Source organism: Sinanaerobacter sp. ZZT-01, assembly GCF_035621135.1.
Lineage (GTDB): Bacteria > Bacillota > Clostridia > Peptostreptococcales > Anaerovoracaceae > IOR16.
The window spans coordinates 1,865,360-1,884,311 of record NZ_CP141728.1; the positions used below are offsets into that span (position 1 = coordinate 1,865,360).

19 protein-coding genes, 1 tRNA gene and 2 rRNA genes are annotated in these 18,952 nt (G+C 39.2%); 19 read left to right on the forward strand and 3 right to left on the reverse strand.

All coding sequences use genetic code 11. From position 1 onward, the window contains the following. Positions 1 to 64 precede the first annotated feature (64 nt). From U5921_RS08955 to U5921_RS09000, 10 genes are all read left to right on the forward strand, one after another. Positions 65 to 141 (forward strand) — tRNA-Ile (locus tag U5921_RS08955). Positions 142 to 537: 396 nt separating this feature from the next. Further along, positions 538 to 3,427: ribosomal RNA gene (locus U5921_RS08960) — 23S ribosomal RNA — on the forward strand. Positions 3,428 to 3,575: 148 nt separating this feature from the next. Beyond that, positions 3,576 to 3,692 (forward strand): 5S ribosomal RNA (rrf, locus tag U5921_RS08965). A 461-nt stretch (positions 3,693 to 4,153) separates the two neighbouring features. Beyond that, entirely contained in the window at positions 4,154 to 4,582 is a 429-nt protein-coding gene (locus U5921_RS08970; RefSeq protein WP_324822549.1) for a VOC family protein, read from the forward strand. Between the two features lie 67 nt (positions 4,583 to 4,649). Next, complete coding sequence (gene fsa / locus U5921_RS08975; protein ID WP_324822552.1) at positions 4,650 to 5,294, forward strand: fructose-6-phosphate aldolase; 645 nt, start codon at positions 4,650 to 4,652, stop codon at positions 5,292 to 5,294. A gap of 113 nt (positions 5,295 to 5,407) precedes the next feature. Next, a complete protein-coding gene (locus U5921_RS08980) occupies positions 5,408 to 5,587 on the forward strand; it encodes a hypothetical protein (protein ID WP_324822555.1) in 180 nt (59 codons plus the stop codon). Positions 5,588 to 5,598: 11 nt separating this feature from the next. Beyond that, positions 5,599 to 6,231 carry a dTMP kinase gene (gene tmk, locus U5921_RS08985; RefSeq protein WP_324822558.1) on the forward strand — a complete coding sequence of 211 codons (633 nt, stop codon included), beginning with the start codon at positions 5,599 to 5,601 and terminating at the stop codon, positions 6,229 to 6,231. Positions 6,232 to 6,262: 31 nt separating this feature from the next. Next, entirely contained in the window at positions 6,263 to 7,126 is an 864-nt protein-coding gene (locus U5921_RS08990) for a hypothetical protein (protein WP_324822561.1), read from the forward strand. Positions 7,127 to 7,158: 32 nt separating this feature from the next. After that, the gene (locus U5921_RS08995; RefSeq protein ID WP_324822564.1) at positions 7,159 to 8,070 is read left to right on the forward strand and encodes a stage 0 sporulation family protein; all 912 of its coding nucleotides are present in this window, start codon (positions 7,159 to 7,161) and stop codon (positions 8,068 to 8,070) included. A gap of 3 nt (positions 8,071 to 8,073) precedes the next feature. After that, positions 8,074 to 8,820, forward strand: coding sequence for a tRNA1(Val) (adenine(37)-N6)-methyltransferase (locus U5921_RS09000; RefSeq protein ID WP_324822567.1), 747 nt, complete (start codon positions 8,074 to 8,076; stop codon positions 8,818 to 8,820). A gap of 40 nt (positions 8,821 to 8,860) precedes the next feature. Here the strand turns inward: U5921_RS09000 and U5921_RS09005 are convergent, their stop codons facing one another. Together U5921_RS09005 and U5921_RS09010 are read right to left on the reverse strand one after the other, a co-directional pair. Continuing rightward, the gene (locus tag U5921_RS09005; RefSeq protein WP_324822570.1) at positions 8,861 to 9,103 is read right to left on the reverse strand and encodes an AbrB/MazE/SpoVT family DNA-binding domain-containing protein; all 243 of its coding nucleotides are present in this window, start codon (positions 9,101 to 9,103) and stop codon (positions 8,861 to 8,863) included. Between the two features lie 77 nt (positions 9,104 to 9,180). Beyond that, complete coding sequence (locus U5921_RS09010; protein ID WP_324822573.1) at positions 9,181 to 9,507, reverse strand: hypothetical protein; 327 nt, start codon at positions 9,505 to 9,507, stop codon at positions 9,181 to 9,183. Positions 9,508 to 9,665: 158 nt separating this feature from the next. Between U5921_RS09010 and U5921_RS09015 the strand changes: the two genes are divergently transcribed. The 4 genes from U5921_RS09015 to spoIID all read left to right on the forward strand — a co-directional run bounded on the left by U5921_RS09015 (position 9,666) and on the right by spoIID (position 13,433). Beyond that, positions 9,666 to 10,244 (forward strand): nucleoside recognition domain-containing protein, encoded by a 579-nt coding sequence (locus U5921_RS09015; protein ID WP_324822577.1) that lies wholly within the window; start codon positions 9,666 to 9,668, stop codon positions 10,242 to 10,244. Further along, positions 10,241 to 10,768 (forward strand): spore maturation protein, encoded by a 528-nt coding sequence (locus U5921_RS09020; RefSeq protein ID WP_324822580.1) that lies wholly within the window; start codon positions 10,241 to 10,243, stop codon positions 10,766 to 10,768. Before U5921_RS09015 ends, U5921_RS09020 begins: the two co-directional genes overlap by 4 nt. 322 nt (positions 10,769 to 11,090) lie before the next feature. Beyond that, positions 11,091 to 12,353 carry a UDP-N-acetylglucosamine 1-carboxyvinyltransferase gene (gene murA / locus U5921_RS09025; protein WP_324822583.1) on the forward strand — a complete coding sequence of 421 codons (1,263 nt, stop codon included), beginning with the start codon at positions 11,091 to 11,093 and terminating at the stop codon, positions 12,351 to 12,353. 207 nt (positions 12,354 to 12,560) lie between these two features. After that, positions 12,561 to 13,433: a stage II sporulation protein D gene (gene spoIID, locus U5921_RS09030; protein ID WP_324822586.1), complete on the forward strand. Its 873-nt coding sequence runs from the start codon at positions 12,561 to 12,563 to the stop codon at positions 13,431 to 13,433. 59 nt (positions 13,434 to 13,492) lie between these two features. Here spoIID and murC read toward each other — a convergent pair whose 3' ends face one another. Continuing rightward, a complete protein-coding gene (gene murC, locus U5921_RS09035) occupies positions 13,493 to 14,887 on the reverse strand; it encodes a UDP-N-acetylmuramate--L-alanine ligase (RefSeq protein WP_324822588.1) in 1,395 nt (464 codons plus the stop codon). 296 nt (positions 14,888 to 15,183) lie between these two features. Between murC and purR the strand changes: the two genes are divergently transcribed. From purR to pth, 5 genes are all read left to right on the forward strand, one after another. Then, the gene (purR, locus tag U5921_RS09040) at positions 15,184 to 15,996 is read left to right on the forward strand and encodes a pur operon repressor (protein WP_324822590.1); all 813 of its coding nucleotides are present in this window, start codon (positions 15,184 to 15,186) and stop codon (positions 15,994 to 15,996) included. Between the two features lie 127 nt (positions 15,997 to 16,123). Next, positions 16,124 to 16,429, forward strand: a complete 306-nt coding sequence (gene spoVG / locus U5921_RS09045; protein WP_324825976.1) for a septation regulator SpoVG — start codon at positions 16,124 to 16,126, stop codon at positions 16,427 to 16,429. Positions 16,430 to 16,594: 165 nt separating this feature from the next. Then, positions 16,595 to 17,314, forward strand: a complete 720-nt coding sequence (locus U5921_RS09050) for a DapH/DapD/GlmU-related protein (RefSeq protein WP_324822592.1) — start codon at positions 16,595 to 16,597, stop codon at positions 17,312 to 17,314. 35 nt (positions 17,315 to 17,349) lie between these two features. Continuing rightward, complete coding sequence (locus tag U5921_RS09055) at positions 17,350 to 18,300, forward strand: ribose-phosphate pyrophosphokinase (protein WP_324822594.1); 951 nt, start codon at positions 17,350 to 17,352, stop codon at positions 18,298 to 18,300. Positions 18,301 to 18,366: 66 nt separating this feature from the next. Further along, positions 18,367 to 18,951, forward strand: a complete 585-nt coding sequence (gene pth, locus U5921_RS09060) for an aminoacyl-tRNA hydrolase (RefSeq protein WP_324822596.1) — start codon at positions 18,367 to 18,369, stop codon at positions 18,949 to 18,951. The last annotated feature ends 1 nt before the right edge of the window (position 18,952 follow it).

Consider the following 18,952-nt stretch of genomic DNA (forward strand, 5'->3'; position numbering starts at 1 on the left):
ATACAATTGTATGTAAGCGAGCAGGAGCGACGATGTCATAGCTAGGTTACAATAAAACTAGCAGGGGCTTGTAGCTCAGGTGGTTAGAGCGCACGCCTGATAAGCGTGAGGTCGGAGGTTCGAGTCCTCCCAAGCCCACCACTTTGTATTGTTATACAGAGAAATAGGTTGCGCAAGTAACCGAACGTACCTTGAAAACTGAACAATGTAAATCTTAAAATTCAAATTAAGACGAAATCGAAGTGCACTTGTCTTACGTTTCCGTAGGAAATGTTAGAACGTGCTTCGTCAGGAATTCACAAACTTTAGTTTGTAGAATTCTACGGCGGAACATAGTCAAGCAAGTAAGACAAAGGCAAAAAAATAAAGTAAAAACTAAGACAGTCTTTTCGAGCATGGAATCGAAAGAGGAAGTGAAAGAGAAGCTGACTGGGTATTTACTACAATTTCAAATTAATTGAACCGAGAAACCAGAATTACTAAGTTTTTTAACATAGTAAAAAATAAGTCCACATTACTCAGTGGACGATTCACTTAGGTCAAGTGAATAAGAGCATAAGGCGGATGCCTTGGCACTAGGAGCCGAAGAAGGACGTGACAAGCTGCGATAAGCTACGGGCAGGTGCAAATAACCGTTAATCCGTAGATTTCCGAATGGGGCAACCCACTTGTGGTAATGCGCAAGTATCCTATACTGAATCAAATAGGTATAGAGAAGGTAACCCGGGGAACTGAAACATCTAAGTACCCGGAGGAAGAGAAAGAAACATCGATTCCCTCAGTAGCGGCGAGCGAACGGGGAAGAGCCCAAACCGGATTTATCCGGGGTTGTGGACCACTCATCACTTACAAGATTGATAGTCGAAGCGGCATGGAAAGGCCGACCGTAGAAGGTAAGAGTCCTGTAGACGAAATGAATCGAGTAAAGAGTGGCACCAGAGTACCACCAGGCACGTGAAACCTGGTGGGAAGCAGGGGGGCCCACCCCCCAAGGCTAAATACTACCTAGTGACCGATAGAGAATAGTACCGTGAGGGAAAGGTGAAAAGAACCCCGGAAGGGGAGTGAAAAAGAACCTGAAACCTTATGCTTACAAGCAATGGGAGCGCAAGTGACCATGTACTTTTTGTAGAACGGGCCAACGAGTTATGGTATGCAGCGAGGTTAAGGTGTTCAGCACCGGAGCCGAAGCGAAAGCGAGTCTGAATAGGGCGATGAGTTGTATGCTGTAGACCCGAAACCGGGTGACCTATCCATGTGCAGGTTGAAGTATCCGTAAAAGGATATGGAGGACCGAACCCATGTCTGTTGAAAAAGGCTGGGATGACGTGTGGATAGCGGTGAAATTCCAATCGAACCCGGAGATAGCTGGTTCTCCTCGAAATAGCTTTAGGGCTAGCCTCAAGGAAAGATACGCGGAGGTAGAGCACTGAATGTCCTAGGGGCCTTCACCGGTTACCGAAGACTATCAAACTCCGAATGCCGCAGTATTATACTTGGGAGTCAGACTATGTGAGATAAGTTTCATAGTCGAAAGGGAAACAGCCCAGACCAACAGCTAAGGTCCCAAAATGTAAGTTAAGTGGAAAAGGATGTGGAGCTGCATAGACAACTAGGATGTTGGCTTAGAAGCAGCCACTCATTTAAAGAGTGCGTAATAGCTCACTAGTCGAGTGGCTCTGCGCCGAAGATAAACGGGGCTAAAACTTACTACCGAAGCTTTGGAATTGCTTAGGCAATTGGTAGAGGAGCATTGTATACGGGCAGAAGGTGAGCTGTAAGGCGAGCTGGACTGTATACAAGAGAGAATGTTGGCATGAGTAGCGAGAGGTAGGTGAGAATCCTACCCGCCGAAAATCTAAGGTTTCCTGAGGAAGGTTCGTCCACTCAGGGTTAGTCGGGGCCTAAGCCGAGAGCGAACGCTGTAGGCGATGGACAACAGGTTGAGATTCCTGTACCACCGAAAATCGTTTGAGCGAAGTGGGGACACAGAAGGATAAGTTGAGCACGCCGTTGGTAGAGCGTGTCTAAGCGTCAAGGGAGTTATGGTAGGCAAATCCGCCGTAACAATTCTGAGGCGTGATGGGGAGGGAAATAAAGTACCGAAGCAACTGATTTCACACTGTCAAGAAAAGCCGCTAGCGAGATCGTAGGTGCCCGTACCGCAAACCGACACAGGTAGATGAGGAGAGAATCCTAAGGCGAGCGAGAGAACTATTGTTAAGGAACTCGGCAAAATAACCCCGTAACTTCGGGAGAAGGGGAACCACAGAAATGTGGTCGCAGTGAAAAGGCCCAGGCGACTGTTTACCAAAAACACAGGTCTCTGCTAAAGCGAAAGCTGAAGTATAGGGGCTGACGCCTGCCCGGTGCTGGAAGGTTAAGGGGAAGTGTCAGAGCAATCGAAGCACAGAACTTAAGCCCCAGTAAACGGCGGCCGTAACTATAACGGTCCTAAGGTAGCGAAATTCCTTGTCGGGTAAGTTCCGACCCGCACGAAAGGCGTAACGATCTGGGCACTGTCTCAACAATAGACTCGGTGAAATTGTAGTACCGGTAAAGATGCCGGTTACCCGCAGCAGGACGGAAAGACCCCGTGGAGCTTTACTGCAGCTTGATATTGGATTTCGGTGTTGCATGTACAGAATAGGTGGGAGGCTAAGAATCTAGTACGCCAGTATTAGAGGAGCCACCTTTGGGATACCACCCTTGTAACATTGAAGTTCTAACCACGTGCTGTGAACCAGTACTGGGACAGTGTCAGGCGGGCAGTTTGACTGGGGCGGTCGCCTCCTAAAGAGTAACGGAGGCGCCCAAAGGTTCCCTCAGCGCGGTCGGAAATCGCGCGAAGAGTGTAAAGGCAAAAGGGAGCTTGACTGCGAGACCAACAAGTCGAGCAGGGACGAAAGTCGGGCTTAGTGATCCGGTGGTACCGAGTGGAAGGGCCATCGCTCAACGGATAAAAGCTACCCCGGGGATAACAGGCTTATACCCCCCAAGAGTCCACATCGACGGGGGTGTTTGGCACCTCGATGTCGGCTCGTCTCATCCTGGGGCTGAAGTAGGTCCCAAGGGTTGGGCTGTTCGCCCATTAAAGAGGTACGCGAGCTGGGTTCAGAACGTCGTGAGACAGTTCGGTCCCTATCCGCTGTGGGCGTCGGAAATTTGAGTGGAGCTGTCCTTAGTACGAGAGGACCGGGATGGACATACCTCTGGTGTACCAGTTGTTCTGCCAAGGGCACGGCTGGGTAGCTAAGTATGGAAGGGATAAGCGCTGAAAGCATCTAAGTGCGAAGCCCCCCACAAGAATAGATTTCCTTCAGTTTACTGATAAGACCCGTGAGAGACTATCACGTTGATAGGTCGGAGGTGTAAGTATGGTAACATATTCAGCTGACCGATACTAATAGGTCGAACGCTTGACCAATGGTTTCAAGAAAGTAACGAAGAAAAGATTACATTGTTTAGTTTTGAGGGTACATGAGCCTGTGCCATTTAAGAATTAAATGGATGACAGATTTGTGCAAGAAATTCAACAAACTTGTTTGTTAGAATTTTATTGCCTAACCTTCATATCTGGTGACTATAGCAAGGAGGTCACACCTGTTCCCATATCGAACACAGTAGTTAAGCTCCTTTGCGCTGATGGTACTTGGCGGGCAGCTGCCTGGGAGAGTAGGACGTCGCCAGTTTTAAAAAAAGAAGTTATCTTTTGATAGCTTCTTTTTTTTATGTCAGGAATCTATTTTTTACTGAAAGGGTGACAGCCAAGTACCTACCTAATTCTAATAGGTGGGAAGGTGCCCATTTTGCGCAAGCTTTAGCTGCAATGGAAAATGGGACAGCGAAGCGAATGAAATGAGCCGCAATTGTATTTGTTTTGATTTTATGCTAATATGGCTATAGGAGTTGCTTGCAGTTTACAGAAAAAGCGATATGATTTATCAGTTTTTCTGTAATAGGACAAGTAGATACTATGAAAAATGTTTTGAAGATTCCCAAAACAGAATCTTTAGAAAGCGTGGCAGAGCCACTTTTTTTATACAATAGAGGTAGAGCTTTCTATAATTGAAGAAGGATTTTCTTAAGATGGAAAATTAATTGGAGATGATATAAAAAAAGTGTAGTAGAGTCCATAGAGAGAGGGAAAAATATGAATCGATTAAATATTATTTGCTTAGGTGTTCATGATATGGAAAGAGCAGTCAAATTTTATCGCGATGGTCTGGGGTTTCAGACTGATGAAAAAAGAGATAAACCGGAGGTCATTTTTTTTAGTACGCCAGGAATAAAACTTGAATTGTATCCATTGGAATTATTAGCACAAGATATCAGCGTAGAAAATCCTCCGGAAATTTCTTCTGGATTTGGGGGAATAACTATCGCATATAATGCGAAAACAAAAGAGGAAGTCTTCGACGTGATTGAGCTTGCAAGACGATCTGGTGCAAGGATTGTCAAGGAACCTCAAGATGTTTTTTGGGGTGGATTTCATGCTTATTTTGCTGATCCTGATGGATATTATTGGGAAGTGGCTTGGGCACCGGATTTTGAATTTGACGAAAATGACATGTTAAAATAATTTGATATAAGTAGGAACAACTGATAAAATAAAGAAAAATAATATTGATTTTGGAGGTGTATTATATATGAAATTTTTTATTGATACAGCAAATGTTAATGAGATAAAAGAAGTTGCTGCTTGGGGAATTTTAACGGGCGTTACGACAAATCCAAGCTTGATTGCAAAAGAAGGACGGGACTTCAAAGAAGTTGTAAAGGAAATAGCAGCAATTGTAGATGGTTCCATTAGTGCCGAAGTCTTGAGTGATGACAGTGAAGGGATGATTGAGGAAGCACTTGAGCTTTCTAAAATTCATAAAAACATTACAATTAAAGTTCCTATGACTGAGGAAGGACTTAAAACAGTAGCTGTTTTAAGTCAAAAAGGAATTAAAACAAATGTTACTTTAGTATTTTCCGCAAATCAAGCGTTACTAGCGGCAAGAGCAGGTGCTTCTTATGTAAGCCCATTTGTAGGAAGGATGGATGATATTGGGAACAATGGTGTTGCATTGATAAGTGAAATTGCTGATATATTTGCAATTCATGGAATTGAAACAGAAATTATTGCTGCCAGCATTCGTAATACGATCCATGTGACGGATTGTGCAAAAGCTGGAGCAAATATTTCAACAGTTCCTTATGCAGTATTTAAAAAGATGTTTGAACATCCACTAACGACAGCCGGGATCGATCGATTTAAAAAAGACTGGGCTTCTTTGAATGCCTAGAAACTTTTTATTATATTTGGCGAGGTTCCGTTTTTATGCTATACTTTAACTGTGGAATAGAGGGATTCAGTTGCAATGGCTAGTTGAAGAGAACAATAGAGAGAAGGAGCAATATGACCATCGTTAAAATTGTTTTTGTGGTGCTTCTCTGCATTCCGATTGCATGTGTTTCATTTTTTTTATTTGAAAGATTGATTGATGAATATATAAATGTAAACAAGCGAAATCAAATGGAAAATGATAAAGTGAAGCATATTGGGTATTACAGGAAAAAGAAACGTAGATATTATTAAGGAGAAGCAGTATGAGCAAAGGGTTGTTTATTACCTTTGAAGGACCGGATGGTTCCGGTAAAACAACACAGATACAAGAATTAAAGAAGTACTTAAAAAAAAATGGGTATGATGCTATTATTACACGAGAGCCAGGAGGTACGCCAATTGGTGAAAAAATAAGGAAGATCATATTAGATAAAGAAAACCAAGAGATGGATTCTATCACTGAAGCCTTACTTTATGCTGCTTCTAGAGCACAGCATGTAAGTCAGCTGATTCGACCAGCGCTGAATAAGGGATATACGGTTATCTGCGACCGCTTTATGGATTCAAGCATAGCTTATCAAGGGTATGGAAGAAAATTAGGAGATTCTGTAAGGATTATAAATGAAATAGCAGTAGGAGACTGCTTGCCGGATGTCACTTTCTTATTAAAAATTGATCCTCATATTGGAAAATCCAGAATTAAAATGGAAAATTTAGATCGTTTAGAATTAGAAGCAATGGAGTATCACAACGAAGTATATAAAGGATATATGGAGCTTGTAAAGAAAGATCCGGAACGTATTATTTGTATTGATGCAGGTGGCAGCATTGAGGATATTAAAACTGAAATCTGCAGCCATATGGAAAAATTACTGAGAAAACAAATTACAGAATGAAAGAAGAAGCATTGGAAAGAGGATTCATATCATGGCATTAAGAAATATGGCAGAGAATGAAAAAATCATTCATCGCTTATTGCAATCCGTTGCGAATAAAACGGTATCTCATGCATATGTATTTGAAGCAGATCGCTGTATGGATAAATTGTCCTTGGCACAGAATTTTGTAAAAGCTGTCTTATGTAGGCAAGAAGAAGCAGATGCATGCGATCAGTGCGTTTCGTGTAAGAAGGTAGACCATGGTAATCATGAAGATGTTTTTTACATTCATGCAGATGGAGGCAGCATAAAAGATGAAGCAATTGAAGACTTACAAAACTGTCTTAAAAAGAAACCATTGTCAGGCGATCGAAATGTCGCAATAATAAATGGCGCGGATGCCATGACACTTCGTGCACAAAATCGTTTTTTAAAAACATTAGAGGAACCGACACCTGGAACTCTGATTTTATTATTATCTGAAAATGTAGAGAATCTAATTAAAACAATCTTATCCCGTTGTGTGGTAATTCATTTAAATACAGCAACTACTGATGAGATGGAAGAATACAGGGAAGGCGCGAGCTGCATCGGAGAACTTCTTTTAAAAAGAAGTCCATATTATAAGACGATCAAAGAAATAGAACCCTTTACTGAAAGTAGGGAAAACGCATATCATTTCTTGGATGCATTAGAAAGATGGTTTCGTGATTTAATGTTGTCACCTTTTGATGAAGAGAAAATTCTTCTGATAGAAAAAGATAGAATGGAAAAATTCAGGCAATTACATCGAATATATGACATGGATAAAGTTTATCTAATTATTGATGCAATAGAAGCTGCTAGAAAAGAATTAAAGCAGAATATCAATGTTTCTTATGCGCTGAAACACATGGTGCTGGAAACTTTTTAAATAGAAGCTGCAAAGATAGGCTGGAGGAGTATATGGTAAAAGTAGCAAGTGTACGGTTTAAAACAGCCGGTAAAGTATATTATTTTGACCCGGATGGGTTAGAACTCTCTAAGGATGACCATGTTATCGTTGAGACTGCAAGAGGAATGGAATATGGTACTTTAATAGCGGAGATCAAAGAAGTAAAAGAAGAAGAATTGGTTCAACCTCTGAAAAAAATTATTCGTCTTGCTGATGAAAAAGATGCAGAAGTCCATGTGGAAAATCAAAAGAAAAAAGAAAGAGCTATGAAGCTTTGCCAAGAAAAGGTGGACAAGCATAAGCTTGTGATGAAGCTGATTGATGTGGAATATACATTTGATAATAGTAAAATAATATTTTACTTTACTGCGGACGGAAGAGTTGACTTTCGTGAGCTAGTAAAAGATTTAGCCGGTGTGTTTAAGATGCGAATTGAATTAAGACAAATCGGCGTACGTGATGAAGCGAAGATGATGGGAGGAATCGGCAGCTGCGGGAAAGCTCTTTGCTGCCATTCATGGCTTCCGGAATTTGAACCAGTATCTATTAAGATGGCGAAAGTTCAAAACTTGTCCTTGAATCCAACGAAAATTTCAGGCATTTGTGGACGATTGATGTGTTGCTTGAAATTTGAGAATGATGTATACAACGAATTGAAAAGAGGAATGCCGGATATTGGTGAACGCATTAAAACAGAAGATGGTATGGCGCTTGTTGTTGACTGCAATATTTTAGAAAATAAAATTAAAACACGCTTGGTTGTTGAGGAAAAATCTGCGGATAAACCAGAAAAGCTTTCGACAGATTTCTATTTCTACAAAAAAGAACAAATCCGCAGGGTAGATACAAAACGCCGAAAGGAAAAGGATGAAGATATCGATCCATCCTTGTTGGCAGAAATTAAGGAATTGCTAGAGGATTAAAGAATGGAAAATTCGCATCAGCTAATGCAAGGTGAAAGAATTGATGAAATCGGTTTTGGAAAGCTTTGTTTGATCCAAGAGCCACAAACTTTCTGCTATGGAATTGATTCTGTACTTCTAGCATCATATGCAAAAGTAAAAAGAGGGAGTAACGTATGTGATCTGGGAACGGGAACTGGCATCATACCTTTAATTTTGAGTCATAAGACAGAGGCATCAACAATTTGGGGAATTGAAGTGCAGGCAGATTCTTACCAAAGAGCGGTGAGAAATGTTGAACTGAATCAATTATCAGATCGCTTGCGTATATTACACAGTGATGTGTTAGATACAAAACACTATTTTAAGAAGGGTAGTTTTGATGTAGTTGTATCCAACCCTCCATATATGGGTAATGCAAACGGATTAAAGAATGTAGACGAGAAAAAAAAAATTGCGCGCCACGAGACTTCCGCAGGATTAGAAGATTTTATCTCTGCCGCAGCTTATTTACTTAAAGATAAAGGCGATTTTTATTTGGTGCATCGTCCAAGCCGTTTAGTAGATATCTGTCACTTGGGGAGAAATTATCGTTTGGAGCCAAAGCGTATTCGCTTTGTATGTCCAAGCTATCGGAAGAAACCGAATATCTTATTAACACACTTTGTAAAATATGGAAGACCGGAATTAAAGTTTGAAGAGCCTCTGTTTGTATATGAGGAAGATGGAAGCTATACAGAAGAAATTTTGAAAATTTACGAACGTAAGTGAAAATAAAAAAACTCGTTTTTAACGAGTTTTTTTTATTGCTTTATAATGCTTTTAATTCCTTTATACAGTTTGAACATACATTTTTATCATGTACTCGCTGAACATCCTTTGCATTACCACAAAAAACGCAAGCTGGTTCATATTTTTTTAATAAGATATAGTCACCATCTACATAAATCTCAATCGGATCTTTAATTTCAATATTTAGAGTTCTTCTTAATTCGATAGGGAGTACGATACGTCCCAATTCGTCGACTTTACGAACAATGCCTGTTGCTTTCATAATAATTCCCCCTCGCTAGATTTATTCCAAAAAAGATATACCTAATATTAACATTTTGGAAAATAATAGTCAACCTGTTATTTCTTTTGCTTTATTAACAGGTTTTTCAAAGATGCTAAAGCATTTGTTAAATTTGTTACTGCGGAAACGGTACTCTGATTATTTTTCAATATATCGGTGACCATAGATATAGAGGTGCTGACATCCGATACCATTTTTTTTGCTTCTTCTGCACCCTCTGCTGCAACACCGGAAGCAACCTCGATATCTTGAAGAATTTTTGCCAAAGATTTGGCGGAAGGAATTAAGTTTTTTACAAATAAGATGCAGTAAAATAGAAGAAGGATAATTCCAAGTCCAATCAATATCATACCCGCATCACCGAGAGTAATTGTTGTATTCATTTTTTTGCTCCATTTCTCTTTCAAAAATTTTATCAAGTAGATTATGCTTTCCTTTATTATCGCCTAGTCTTCCAATTTTTACAACATTTTTTTTGAAGTATCTGCATAGGATTTCTAATAGTACTCCATATAAAAGAGGAAAAGAGGCAACGTTAAAAATGATGAATTATATTTGGGTAGGTATGCTGATGCTGGGAATTTTATTTGCCGGTATTACAGGGCATTTTAGTGAATTTTCAGACGGATTAATGGAAAGTTGTACCAAAGCGATTGAATTTGTGATCGGCTTAGCCGGTATTATGGCAGTATGGAGTGGAATTATGAATATCGGGAAAAAAACAGGATTGATGGATGCTGCTGCAAAGATTACACAGCCGTTTATCCGATTGCTTTTTCCAAAAGAGAGAAATAATGAGACGATTGCTGCAATTTTAATGAGCTTTTCTGCTAATATATTCGGGGCAGGCAATAGTGCAACTGTTTTTTCTCTTCAGGCAATGACGTTACTTGATAAGGAGAATCGATATAGAGAAAGAGCCAGTAACGCAATGTGTATGTTTGTTGTAGTCAATATGAACATGGTACAGCTAATTCCAATTACTGTTTTAAAAATTCGAAAAGATACCGGTTCTGCTCTGCCTGAGAGCATAATCGTACCAGGGATTATTGTTGGCTTTGTAACAATGCTGTTAGGTATTTTCCTTTGTAAGATTTGCGAAAGGAAGGATCGGGAATGAATTCCGTATTAAATACGTTGTCTATACTTTTTATTCCGGCTATGCTCACTTTTATTCTTGGATATGGCATGATAAAAAGAGCACCGATTTACGATTATTTTATCGAAGGAGCAAAAGAGGGATTGCAGTCAGCGGTAGAAATACTTCCTTTTATTATAGCGATTTTTGTTGGGATTGAATCTCTAGTTTCTTCAGGAGCAATGGATTTTTTTGAAAATCTAATGAGACCATTGTTCGAGCGATTAGGGATACCTGAAGGGCTGATTTCATTAATTTTGCTTCGTCCAGTTTCAGGGAGCGGAGCATTGGTTAATCTACAACAGGTATTAGAATCATCCGGAGCAGACGGTCTTACAGGAAGAGCAGCATCGGTAATGATGGGCAGCTGCGAAACAATTTTTTATGTTTTGGCATTATATTTTGGCGTCACAAAGGTAAAACAAATACGTCATGCATTGCCAGTGGGAATTATTACATATATCGCCGGTGTTTTTTTGTCTGTTTGGATTTGTTCGTATATTTAATTTGAAATATGTTTAGAATATAATTAAAGAAAAGAGGCCATCGAAATATGTTTTTTGTCCCCCTTTAGCATAGAATATGGCCTCTTTCTTTTTGTTTTAGGAAGTTATTATTTTTATAGGTATAAAAGCGTCTTAAAAAAATAATTTTGTCAAAAAAATAGAGAATTACTTTTACATTTTCTTTACAGTTTCATGCTAATTTTTTTGACAAGCCATTTAAAAATGGGTATAATAATCAAAGACATAAGGAAATTATGATGAAAATCTTTGGGAATATATTTTGAATTAAGATAAAATTATTTAAATATTTTGGAGGAAATCAGTGGCAAAATTTTTAGTTGATAAATCAGGCGCTCTTAATGGTGAAGTGGAAATCAGTGGATCGAAGAATGCTGTTTTGCCAATAATGGCAGCGACGATTTTAACAGATGAGAAATGTGAGATTTCTGATGTACCGGCTTTGAGAGATGTGGATGTGATGTGCAAGTTATTACAAAGCGTTGGTGCAATCGTATCAGATTGTTATATAGAAAAAAGTATTTATGTTGAAACAAAAGAAATTATTGCAGAAGAAGCCCCATACGAATTGGTTAAGAGGATGAGAGCCTCCATTTTGGTTATGGGGCCGCTTCTTGCTCGGACGGGAAAGGCAAGGATATCTCTTCCGGGGGGATGTGCGATTGGTGCAAGACCAATTGAGCTACACTTAAAGGGTTTTCGTATTTTAGGTGCAAAGATTGTAGAGGGCCACGGCTACGTAGAGGCGACGGTGGACAAGCTTGTAGGTGGAAAAGTATATTTAGATTTTCCAAGTGTAGGCGCAACGGAAAATATTATGATGGCTGCTACTTTGGCGGAAGGTGTGACCATTATTGAAAATGCGGCAGAAGAACCGGAAATTGTTGATTTAGCAAATTTTTTGAATAAGATGGGAGCTAAAATCAAGGGAGCCGGGACGGATACAATAAAAATTGAAGGTGTAAAAAATCTGCATGGAACGAAACATGCAATTATTCCCGATCGGATTGAAACGGGAACTTTTATGGTTGCAGCAGCGATCACGAGAGGCAATATATTAATTAAGAATGTGGTTCCGGACCATGTAAAGCCAGTGATTGCAAAGCTCGTAGAATGTGGTGTGGAAATTGAAGATGGAGACGAAGGAATGCGGGTTCGCGGAGATATTCGTCCATTGATTGCAACCGATATTAAAACTATGCCATATCCGGGATTTCCTACGGATATGCAGTCTTTATTTATGTCATTTCTTACAACCGTTGAGGGAACAAGCGTGGTGATTGAAACGGTATTTGAAAACCGTTATATGCATGTAGGCGAACTGAATCGAATGGGTGCAAATATTAAGGTTGAAGGAAAGAGTGCCTTGATACAAGGGAAAAGAGAGCTTCAAGGAGCACAGGTTATTTCCACGGACTTACGAGCAGGAGCTGCTTTAGTTCTTGCAGGATTAATGGCCGAAGGAACAACAGAAGTTTCCGAAATTTATCATATAGAAAGAGGCTATTCTTTCTTTATGGAAAAACTTCGAAAATTGGGAGCGAAGATTACAAGAATTGAAGATTAAAGTATTTTTTGAATCCTTTAAGCATAGGTTTAGTAAGAAAAGTTTGTTTGAAAACTATTTTTACTAAACCGGAGGTGTATGATGAGGGTTCGAAAAGTACAGCTGATAAAAATATCCACCATATTGTACTTTATGGTGGTTTTTTGTTTACTTCTACTACCATGCTTTCTAGTCGCGATTTATCCAAAAGAAAATAGAGGCGAATCAGTGCCTGAAAAAGTAGAATATGATCAAATGATTACTGTTTTTCGGACAGAAAGTGGACAAACGGAGCGCGTTTCATTGGAGGACTATGTTGCCGGAGTTGTAGCAGGGGAAATGCCATCCAGCTTTGAGATGGAGGCATTAAAGGCACAGGCGGTAGCAGCGAGAACTTATGCAATTTCTAAAATTCAACGAAGTGGTGACAGCGGCTTTCCAAAGGAGCATCCAATGGCAGCTCTTTGTGATTCCACACACTGTCAGGTATATCGTACTCCGAAAGAGCTGTTGGAGTTGAAATCAGAAGAATGGATGGAGTCGGGATGGGCTAAAATAAAAGAAGCTGCAGAAGAAACCAGAGGGCAGCTGATGTATTATCAGGGAAGCTTGGTTGAACAACCTTTGTTTCATTCTTCAAGTGGTGGAAAAACGGAAAACTCTGAGGATGTGTTTGTAGCAGCGGTTCCTTATCTGAGAAGTGTTGACAGCCCATATGAACAGGAAGCTACGCATCAGAGTGAGAAAACATTTTTCACTTGGGGTGAGTTTCAAAAAAAATTAAAGAGTGCTTATCCAAAGTCTAATTTTGGAACACTAAATGCAAATTCTATTAAGATCATAAGTCGGAGTCAAGGCGGCAGAGTTGAGAAAATCCAGGTGGGAAATGAAGTTTTAGAAGGTCGAAATATAAGAGATGCTTGCAATTTGTATTCTGCAAATTTTAATATAGAACGAAACAGCAGTGGCATTGAATTTACGACAATGGGCTATGGACACGGTGTTGGAATGAGCCAATGGGGGGCAAATGGGATGGCAGAGAATGGATCTGATTATCGAGAAATTTTAACACATTATTATAGCGGTGTTGAAATCTATTAGATGGAGTACTAAAAAAACCTTGTAATCTCAGATTACAAGGTTTTTTTAGTACAATTGATTTAGAGTGTATCAGTATCCTTTTTCAACAGATCCTCTGCCACTTTATAAATGTCACCGGCTCCCATAGTAAGAACTAAATCTTCTTTTTCGGCATTGTTAATTACGAAATTTGTGATTTCATCAAAATCTGAAATATAGTAGATTTCTTTATTTGGATATACTCTTTTAATTTCAGCAACCAGCTCTTTTGAACTAATCTTGTAAATATTCTTTTCTCTAGCCGCATAAATCTCTGCCATTACAACCTTATCGGCATCATTAAAGGCTTCCGCAAATTCCTCGAATAAAGCGAGCGTTCTTGTATAGGTGTGAGGTTGGAATAAACACCAAAGATGATTGTGAGGAATGTTTTGTGCGGCCTTTAAAGTTGCTTTGATTTCCGTTGGGTGGTGTGCATAATCATCTACTATGCGAATCTTGTTTTTTGTGATGCCAATCACATCAAAACGTCTCTGCGTTCCAGTATAGCTGTTTAGAGTAGAAACGATATCTTCGATTGAAACTCCGAGACTGTGACAGCAAGCAGCAGCTGCTAGACTGTTCGCTATATTATGTTCGCCGGGAACAGAAAGTTGCAGAGAGCCAAGATAATTATTTTGATGATAAAGATCATAAGAAGGCATTCCCAATGAATTAAATTTGATGTTTTCTGCATAATAATCACATTTGTCGTTAAATCCAAAAGTAAGAACCTTACATTCTAGATCATCTAGGACCGATTTAACAAAGGGATTTGCATCGTAAGCAATGACAAGACCGTCCTTAGGAACTAATCTCGAAAAGCAATGAAACGATTTTACTATGTGCTCGATATCTTTAAAGTAATCTAAATGATCCGAATCAATATTTAATATGATTTCCACTTTTGGATATAAGCTTAAAAAGCTGTCCATATACTCACAGGCTTCCGTGACGAAATAATTGCTTTTTCCAATTTTGACGTTTCCATCAAATTCAGATAAATTACCCCCGACTAAAATAGTCGGATCTTTTCTTGAATGTTCTAAAATAAGAGAAACCATTGAAGTCGTTGTTGTTTTTCCATGTGTCCCGGAGATAGCGATACTGGTTTCATAGTCGTTCATTAGCGCACCGAGAACTTCTGCCCTTGACGCAATGGTAATGTTTTGATCCATTGCTGCTTTTAGCTCCGGGTTTTCTTGTGAAACAGCTGCGGAGTAGATGACTAAGTCAATCCCTTCAATATTAGAAGCTTCATGTTGATAATAAATATGTGCTCCTAATGATTGCAGTTTTTGTGTCAGGTCACTTTCTTTGATGTCAGAGCCGGACACTTTATAACCTTGTGCCAATAAAATTTCGGCAATTGCAGAAAGGCCGATTCCGCCGATTCCGATGCAGTGTACGTTTTTAAATTGAGATAGGTTGAGCATATTCGCCTCCATATAAATAAATCCTTTCGGTTATTCATTCTATTCTTTAGAGCATAAAATGTTTTCTCTTATTCTGCCAGCAGTTAAAATCACAGTCGCGATTTGATTCAGACCGGCACAATAGATACCTTTTTGATGAAATAAGCTGATTTTGTTTCGTATGTTCGTACTTATTATACCATAAACACCATAAAAGATGCTGTTAATTTGACAAGTGAACAAAAAACAAATAGAATCAAAATGCTGAATAAAATCGAATTTATTTTCGAACGAGAAAATGACGGAGGACACCAAATATGAAACGAACAGAACGTGTAGGTGCGATGGTACATATTTTATGTCAAAATCCAAATAAAAGTTTTTCTTTAAATTATTTTTGTGATTTATTTCAGGCAGCGAAGTCTAGCATCAGCGAAGATGTGAGTGCAGCGAGAAAAGCAGTCGAATATACAGGATTAGGAAAAATTGAAACGACGGCTGGTTCAAAGGGAGGCATTAAATATGTTCCGTGGATTTCACCGGCTGCAACCGAGGAATTGTTGGATGAATTGAAAGAGAAGCTTTCCGATAAGAGCCGCATTTTAGGCGGCGGTTTTTTATATACATCAGATATTATGTTTGATGCAGATTTAATTCGACGTGTTGGAGAAGTATTTGCGAAAAAGTTTGTGGCATTAGATGCGGATTATGTCGTTACGATTGAAACAAAAGGAATTCCAGTTGCTTTAATGACAGCACATATGCTTAATTTGCCAATGGTTGTGATCCGAAGGGAAAGTAAAATTTCAGAAGGCTCTACAGTCAGTATCAATTATTTTTCCGGTTCAACTGAAAGAATACAGAAAATGTCTCTTGCGAAGAGAGCAGTAAAGCCTGGCACAAAGGCTATTATTGTTGATGATTTTATGAGGGCAGGCGGCAGTGTAAAAGGAATCAGTGACATGCTCAGAGAATTTGAAGTGGAAATAGCTGGAGTAGGTGTTGTAATTGCAGCTATGGAACCAGAAAAAAAGAAGATCCAGAACTACTTTACTTTGCTTCATTTAGGGAAGGTAGATGAAGATTCTGGAAAAATTACGATAATGGGAAATGAGGAAATCTTGACGTAATTTGGAAAATTGTGAGAAAAAAGGTTGTGGTAAAGGTGTGCTTACTGTATAATACATTTATCAACCCATATAACCTATTAGGGGGATGGGTGCAGAATTGATCCGGGAGAAAGGGTGGTGTGTCAGTATGGAAATAACTGATGTGAGGATTCGAAAGGTCAATGATGAGGGCAAGATGAAAGCGGTCGTTTCCGTCACGTTTGATGAAGAATTTGTAGTACATGACATTAAAATTATTGACGGACAAAATGGATTGTTTGTGGCCATGCCAAGCAGAAAAATGGGTGAAGGCGATTTTCGAGATATTGCACATCCATTGATGTCGGAAACCAGAAATAAAATCAAGAATGCTATCTTCGAAGAATACAATCGTATCCTAGGAGAGAAGACAGATGATTTTTATGATGAACGGCAAAAGGTAATGCAATCCTAATAATATCGGGGATAAGGCATAAAAAAGCAGCGAATTCTTGATTACGCTGTTTTTTTATGTAAATTTCTAGAGTGGTATCAGATAAGCAGATGATTTTTTCCTCTTTATATCTTGACATTTTGTTGATATACTTATAATGTAATATAGGACAAGGAGCGTTTAAATATGAGTGATAGGACGAATGAAATAGCTGAGTTTTTAAAAAGGGAAGAAGAAAAGCAAAAAGTGCGTTGGCAGATTATAATAGAACACCTAAAAAAGGGTGTTGTTTTTATGGATTGGAAAAATGCTTATATTGACGAATCAGTAACGATTGGCGAAGGTACAGTCATTTGGCCTGGTGCTATTTTGCTTGGGAATACTTCCATTGGTAAAAATTGTGTCATTGGACACAATACTAGAATTGAGGACAGTATAATTGAAGACGAGGTCGAAATTCAGAATTCAGTTATTTTAGAAAGTCGGGTGGGAAGCCACACAAAGGTAGGTCCATTCGCATATTTAAGGCCGAATAGCCGAATTGGGGAACATGCAAAGGTAGGTGATTTTGTAGAAGTAAAAAATTCTACATTAGGAAACCATTCAAAGGCATCTCATTTAACGTATATTGGAGATTCCGATGTCGGAGAACATGTTAATTTAGGGTGCGGCGTTGTCTTTGTAAATTATGATGGGAAAAATAAGCATCGTTCGGTCGTAAAGGACGGTGCGTTTGTTGGTTGTAATACTAATTTAGTATCGCCGGTTACAGTAGGAGAAGGCGCATATATTGCCGCCGGTACCACCGTGACAACAGATGTCCCGAATGAAGCGCTTTCTGTAGGGAGAGCAAAGCAAAAAAATATAGAAGGCTGGGTAAAGAAACGGGGATTATTAGAAAAATAAAATGTGATGATGGTCGAAGGAAATGGAGGACAATAATGAAGAACGGCGTGTTCACAGATTACAAAATTTTTACAGGGAATTCTAACCCTGAATTGGCAGAAGAAATTGCGAAAATAATGGGAAAGCCTTTAGGAAAGGCAACTGTGACCAAATTTAGTGATGGAGAAATTTCTGTCAACTTATGGGAAACGGTTCGTGGAATTGATACATATATCGTTCAACCCACATGTGATCCTGTGAATGATAGTTTGATGGAGCTGCTGATTATGATTGATGCGATGAAGCGTGCATCTGCAGGCAGAATTAATGCGGTAATTCCTTATTATGGATATGCAAGACAAGATAGAAAAGCAAAAGCGAGAGATCCGATTACAGCAAAGCTTGTTGCTGATCTTTTAAGCAGCGCGGGAGCAGACCGTGTGGTAACGATGGATTTGCATGCGTCACAAATTCAAGGCTATTTTAATATTCCGCTGGATCACCTGCTTGGCATGCCGATCTTAGTAAAATATTTTATGGAAAAGAAATTGGACAACCTCGTTGTGGTTTCTCCAGATCTTGGAAGTGTAACACGGGCAAGAAACATGGCACAGCCTCTTGATGTACCGATTGCAATTGTCGACAAGAGAAGACCAAAAGCGAATGTAAGTGAAGTAATGAATATAATCGGAGACATTCAGGATAAAAATGTACTGATTGTCGATGATATGATTGATACAGCAGGAACTTTAACAAATGCGGCAAATGCGCTAAAGGATTTAGGTGCAAGAGAAGTATATGCCTGTGCAACTCATGCTGTTCTTTCAGGTCCGGCTATTGAACGAATTGAAAGCTCAGTAATTAAAGAATGTGTACTGTTGAATACTGTTTTAATTCCGCAGGAAAAAAGAAGCCCTAAGATTAAGGTGTTATCTGTGGCACCTTTGTTTGCAGAGGCAATGATTCGTATCTTTACAAACGATTCTATCAGCAAATTATTTGATTAAAGCGGTCGAAATGAATCTTCTCGTCCGCTTATGTATCGATAATAGGTGTTTGCAGGAGGAGATTTTATGTATATCATTGTAGGACTGGGTAATCCAGGAAAACAATATGAAAATACAAGACATAATATTGGCTTTATTACAATTGAACAATTAGCGCAAAAACATGGAATTAGTGTGACAAAATTAAAACATAAAGCTTTGGTCGGAGAAGGAAGAATCTCCGACCAAAAAGTTTTATTGGTTAAACCTCAGACCTATATGAATCTCAGCGGAAATTCTGTTCGAGAAATTATAGAATATTACAAAGAGGACATAACAAATTTAGTTGTTATTTATGATGACATTGACATTCCCACCGGAACAGTACGTATAAGAAAAAAAGGAAGTGCGGGAACGCATAATGGAATGCGCTCTATTTTATATGATATTCAGTCAGATCAGTTTCCAAGAATTCGGATTGGTATTGGAGGAGAGCGGAAAATGCCTCTTGACCGTTATGTCATCGGAGGGTTCACAAAGGAAGAAAAGCCTTTAATGGAAGAAGCGGTTATAACTGCCGTTCAAGCCGTAGAATGTATGCTGCAAAAGGGAATAGATAAGGCAATGAACGAGTATAATGTAAAACCGCGAAAAGAAGGGGATCAAGAGTAAC

Bases quoted from the DNA above. Each gene is read 5' to 3' on its own strand.
- U5921_RS08970 (WP_324822549.1), top strand. From the start codon at position 4,154: ATGAATCGATTAAATATTATTTGCTTAGGTGTTCATGATATGGAAAGA.
- fsa (WP_324822552.1), top strand. From the start codon at position 4,650: ATGAAATTTTTTATTGATACAGCAAATGTTAATGAGATAAAAGAAGTT.
- U5921_RS08980 (WP_324822555.1), top strand. From the start codon at position 5,408: ATGACCATCGTTAAAATTGTTTTTGTGGTGCTTCTCTGCATTCCGATT.
- tmk (WP_324822558.1), top strand. From the start codon at position 5,599: ATGAGCAAAGGGTTGTTTATTACCTTTGAAGGACCGGATGGTTCCGGT.
- U5921_RS08990 (WP_324822561.1), top strand. From the start codon at position 6,263: ATGGCATTAAGAAATATGGCAGAGAATGAAAAAATCATTCATCGCTTA.
- U5921_RS08995 (WP_324822564.1), top strand. From the start codon at position 7,159: ATGGTAAAAGTAGCAAGTGTACGGTTTAAAACAGCCGGTAAAGTATAT.
- U5921_RS09000 (WP_324822567.1), top strand. From the start codon at position 8,074: ATGGAAAATTCGCATCAGCTAATGCAAGGTGAAAGAATTGATGAAATC.
- U5921_RS09005 (WP_324822570.1), bottom strand. From the start codon at position 9,103: ATGAAAGCAACAGGCATTGTTCGTAAAGTCGACGAATTGGGACGTATC.
- U5921_RS09010 (WP_324822573.1), bottom strand. From the start codon at position 9,507: ATGAATACAACAATTACTCTCGGTGATGCGGGTATGATATTGATTGGA.
- U5921_RS09015 (WP_324822577.1), top strand. From the start codon at position 9,666: ATGATGAATTATATTTGGGTAGGTATGCTGATGCTGGGAATTTTATTT.
- U5921_RS09020 (WP_324822580.1), top strand. From the start codon at position 10,241: ATGAATTCCGTATTAAATACGTTGTCTATACTTTTTATTCCGGCTATG.
- murC (WP_324822588.1), bottom strand. From the start codon at position 14,887: ATGCTCAACCTATCTCAATTTAAAAACGTACACTGCATCGGAATCGGC.
- purR (WP_324822590.1), top strand. From the start codon at position 15,184: ATGAAACGAACAGAACGTGTAGGTGCGATGGTACATATTTTATGTCAA.
- spoVG (WP_324825976.1), top strand. From the start codon at position 16,124: ATGGAAATAACTGATGTGAGGATTCGAAAGGTCAATGATGAGGGCAAG.
- U5921_RS09050 (WP_324822592.1), top strand. From the start codon at position 16,595: ATGAGTGATAGGACGAATGAAATAGCTGAGTTTTTAAAAAGGGAAGAA.
- U5921_RS09055 (WP_324822594.1), top strand. From the start codon at position 17,350: ATGAAGAACGGCGTGTTCACAGATTACAAAATTTTTACAGGGAATTCT.
- pth (WP_324822596.1), top strand. From the start codon at position 18,367: ATGTATATCATTGTAGGACTGGGTAATCCAGGAAAACAATATGAAAAT.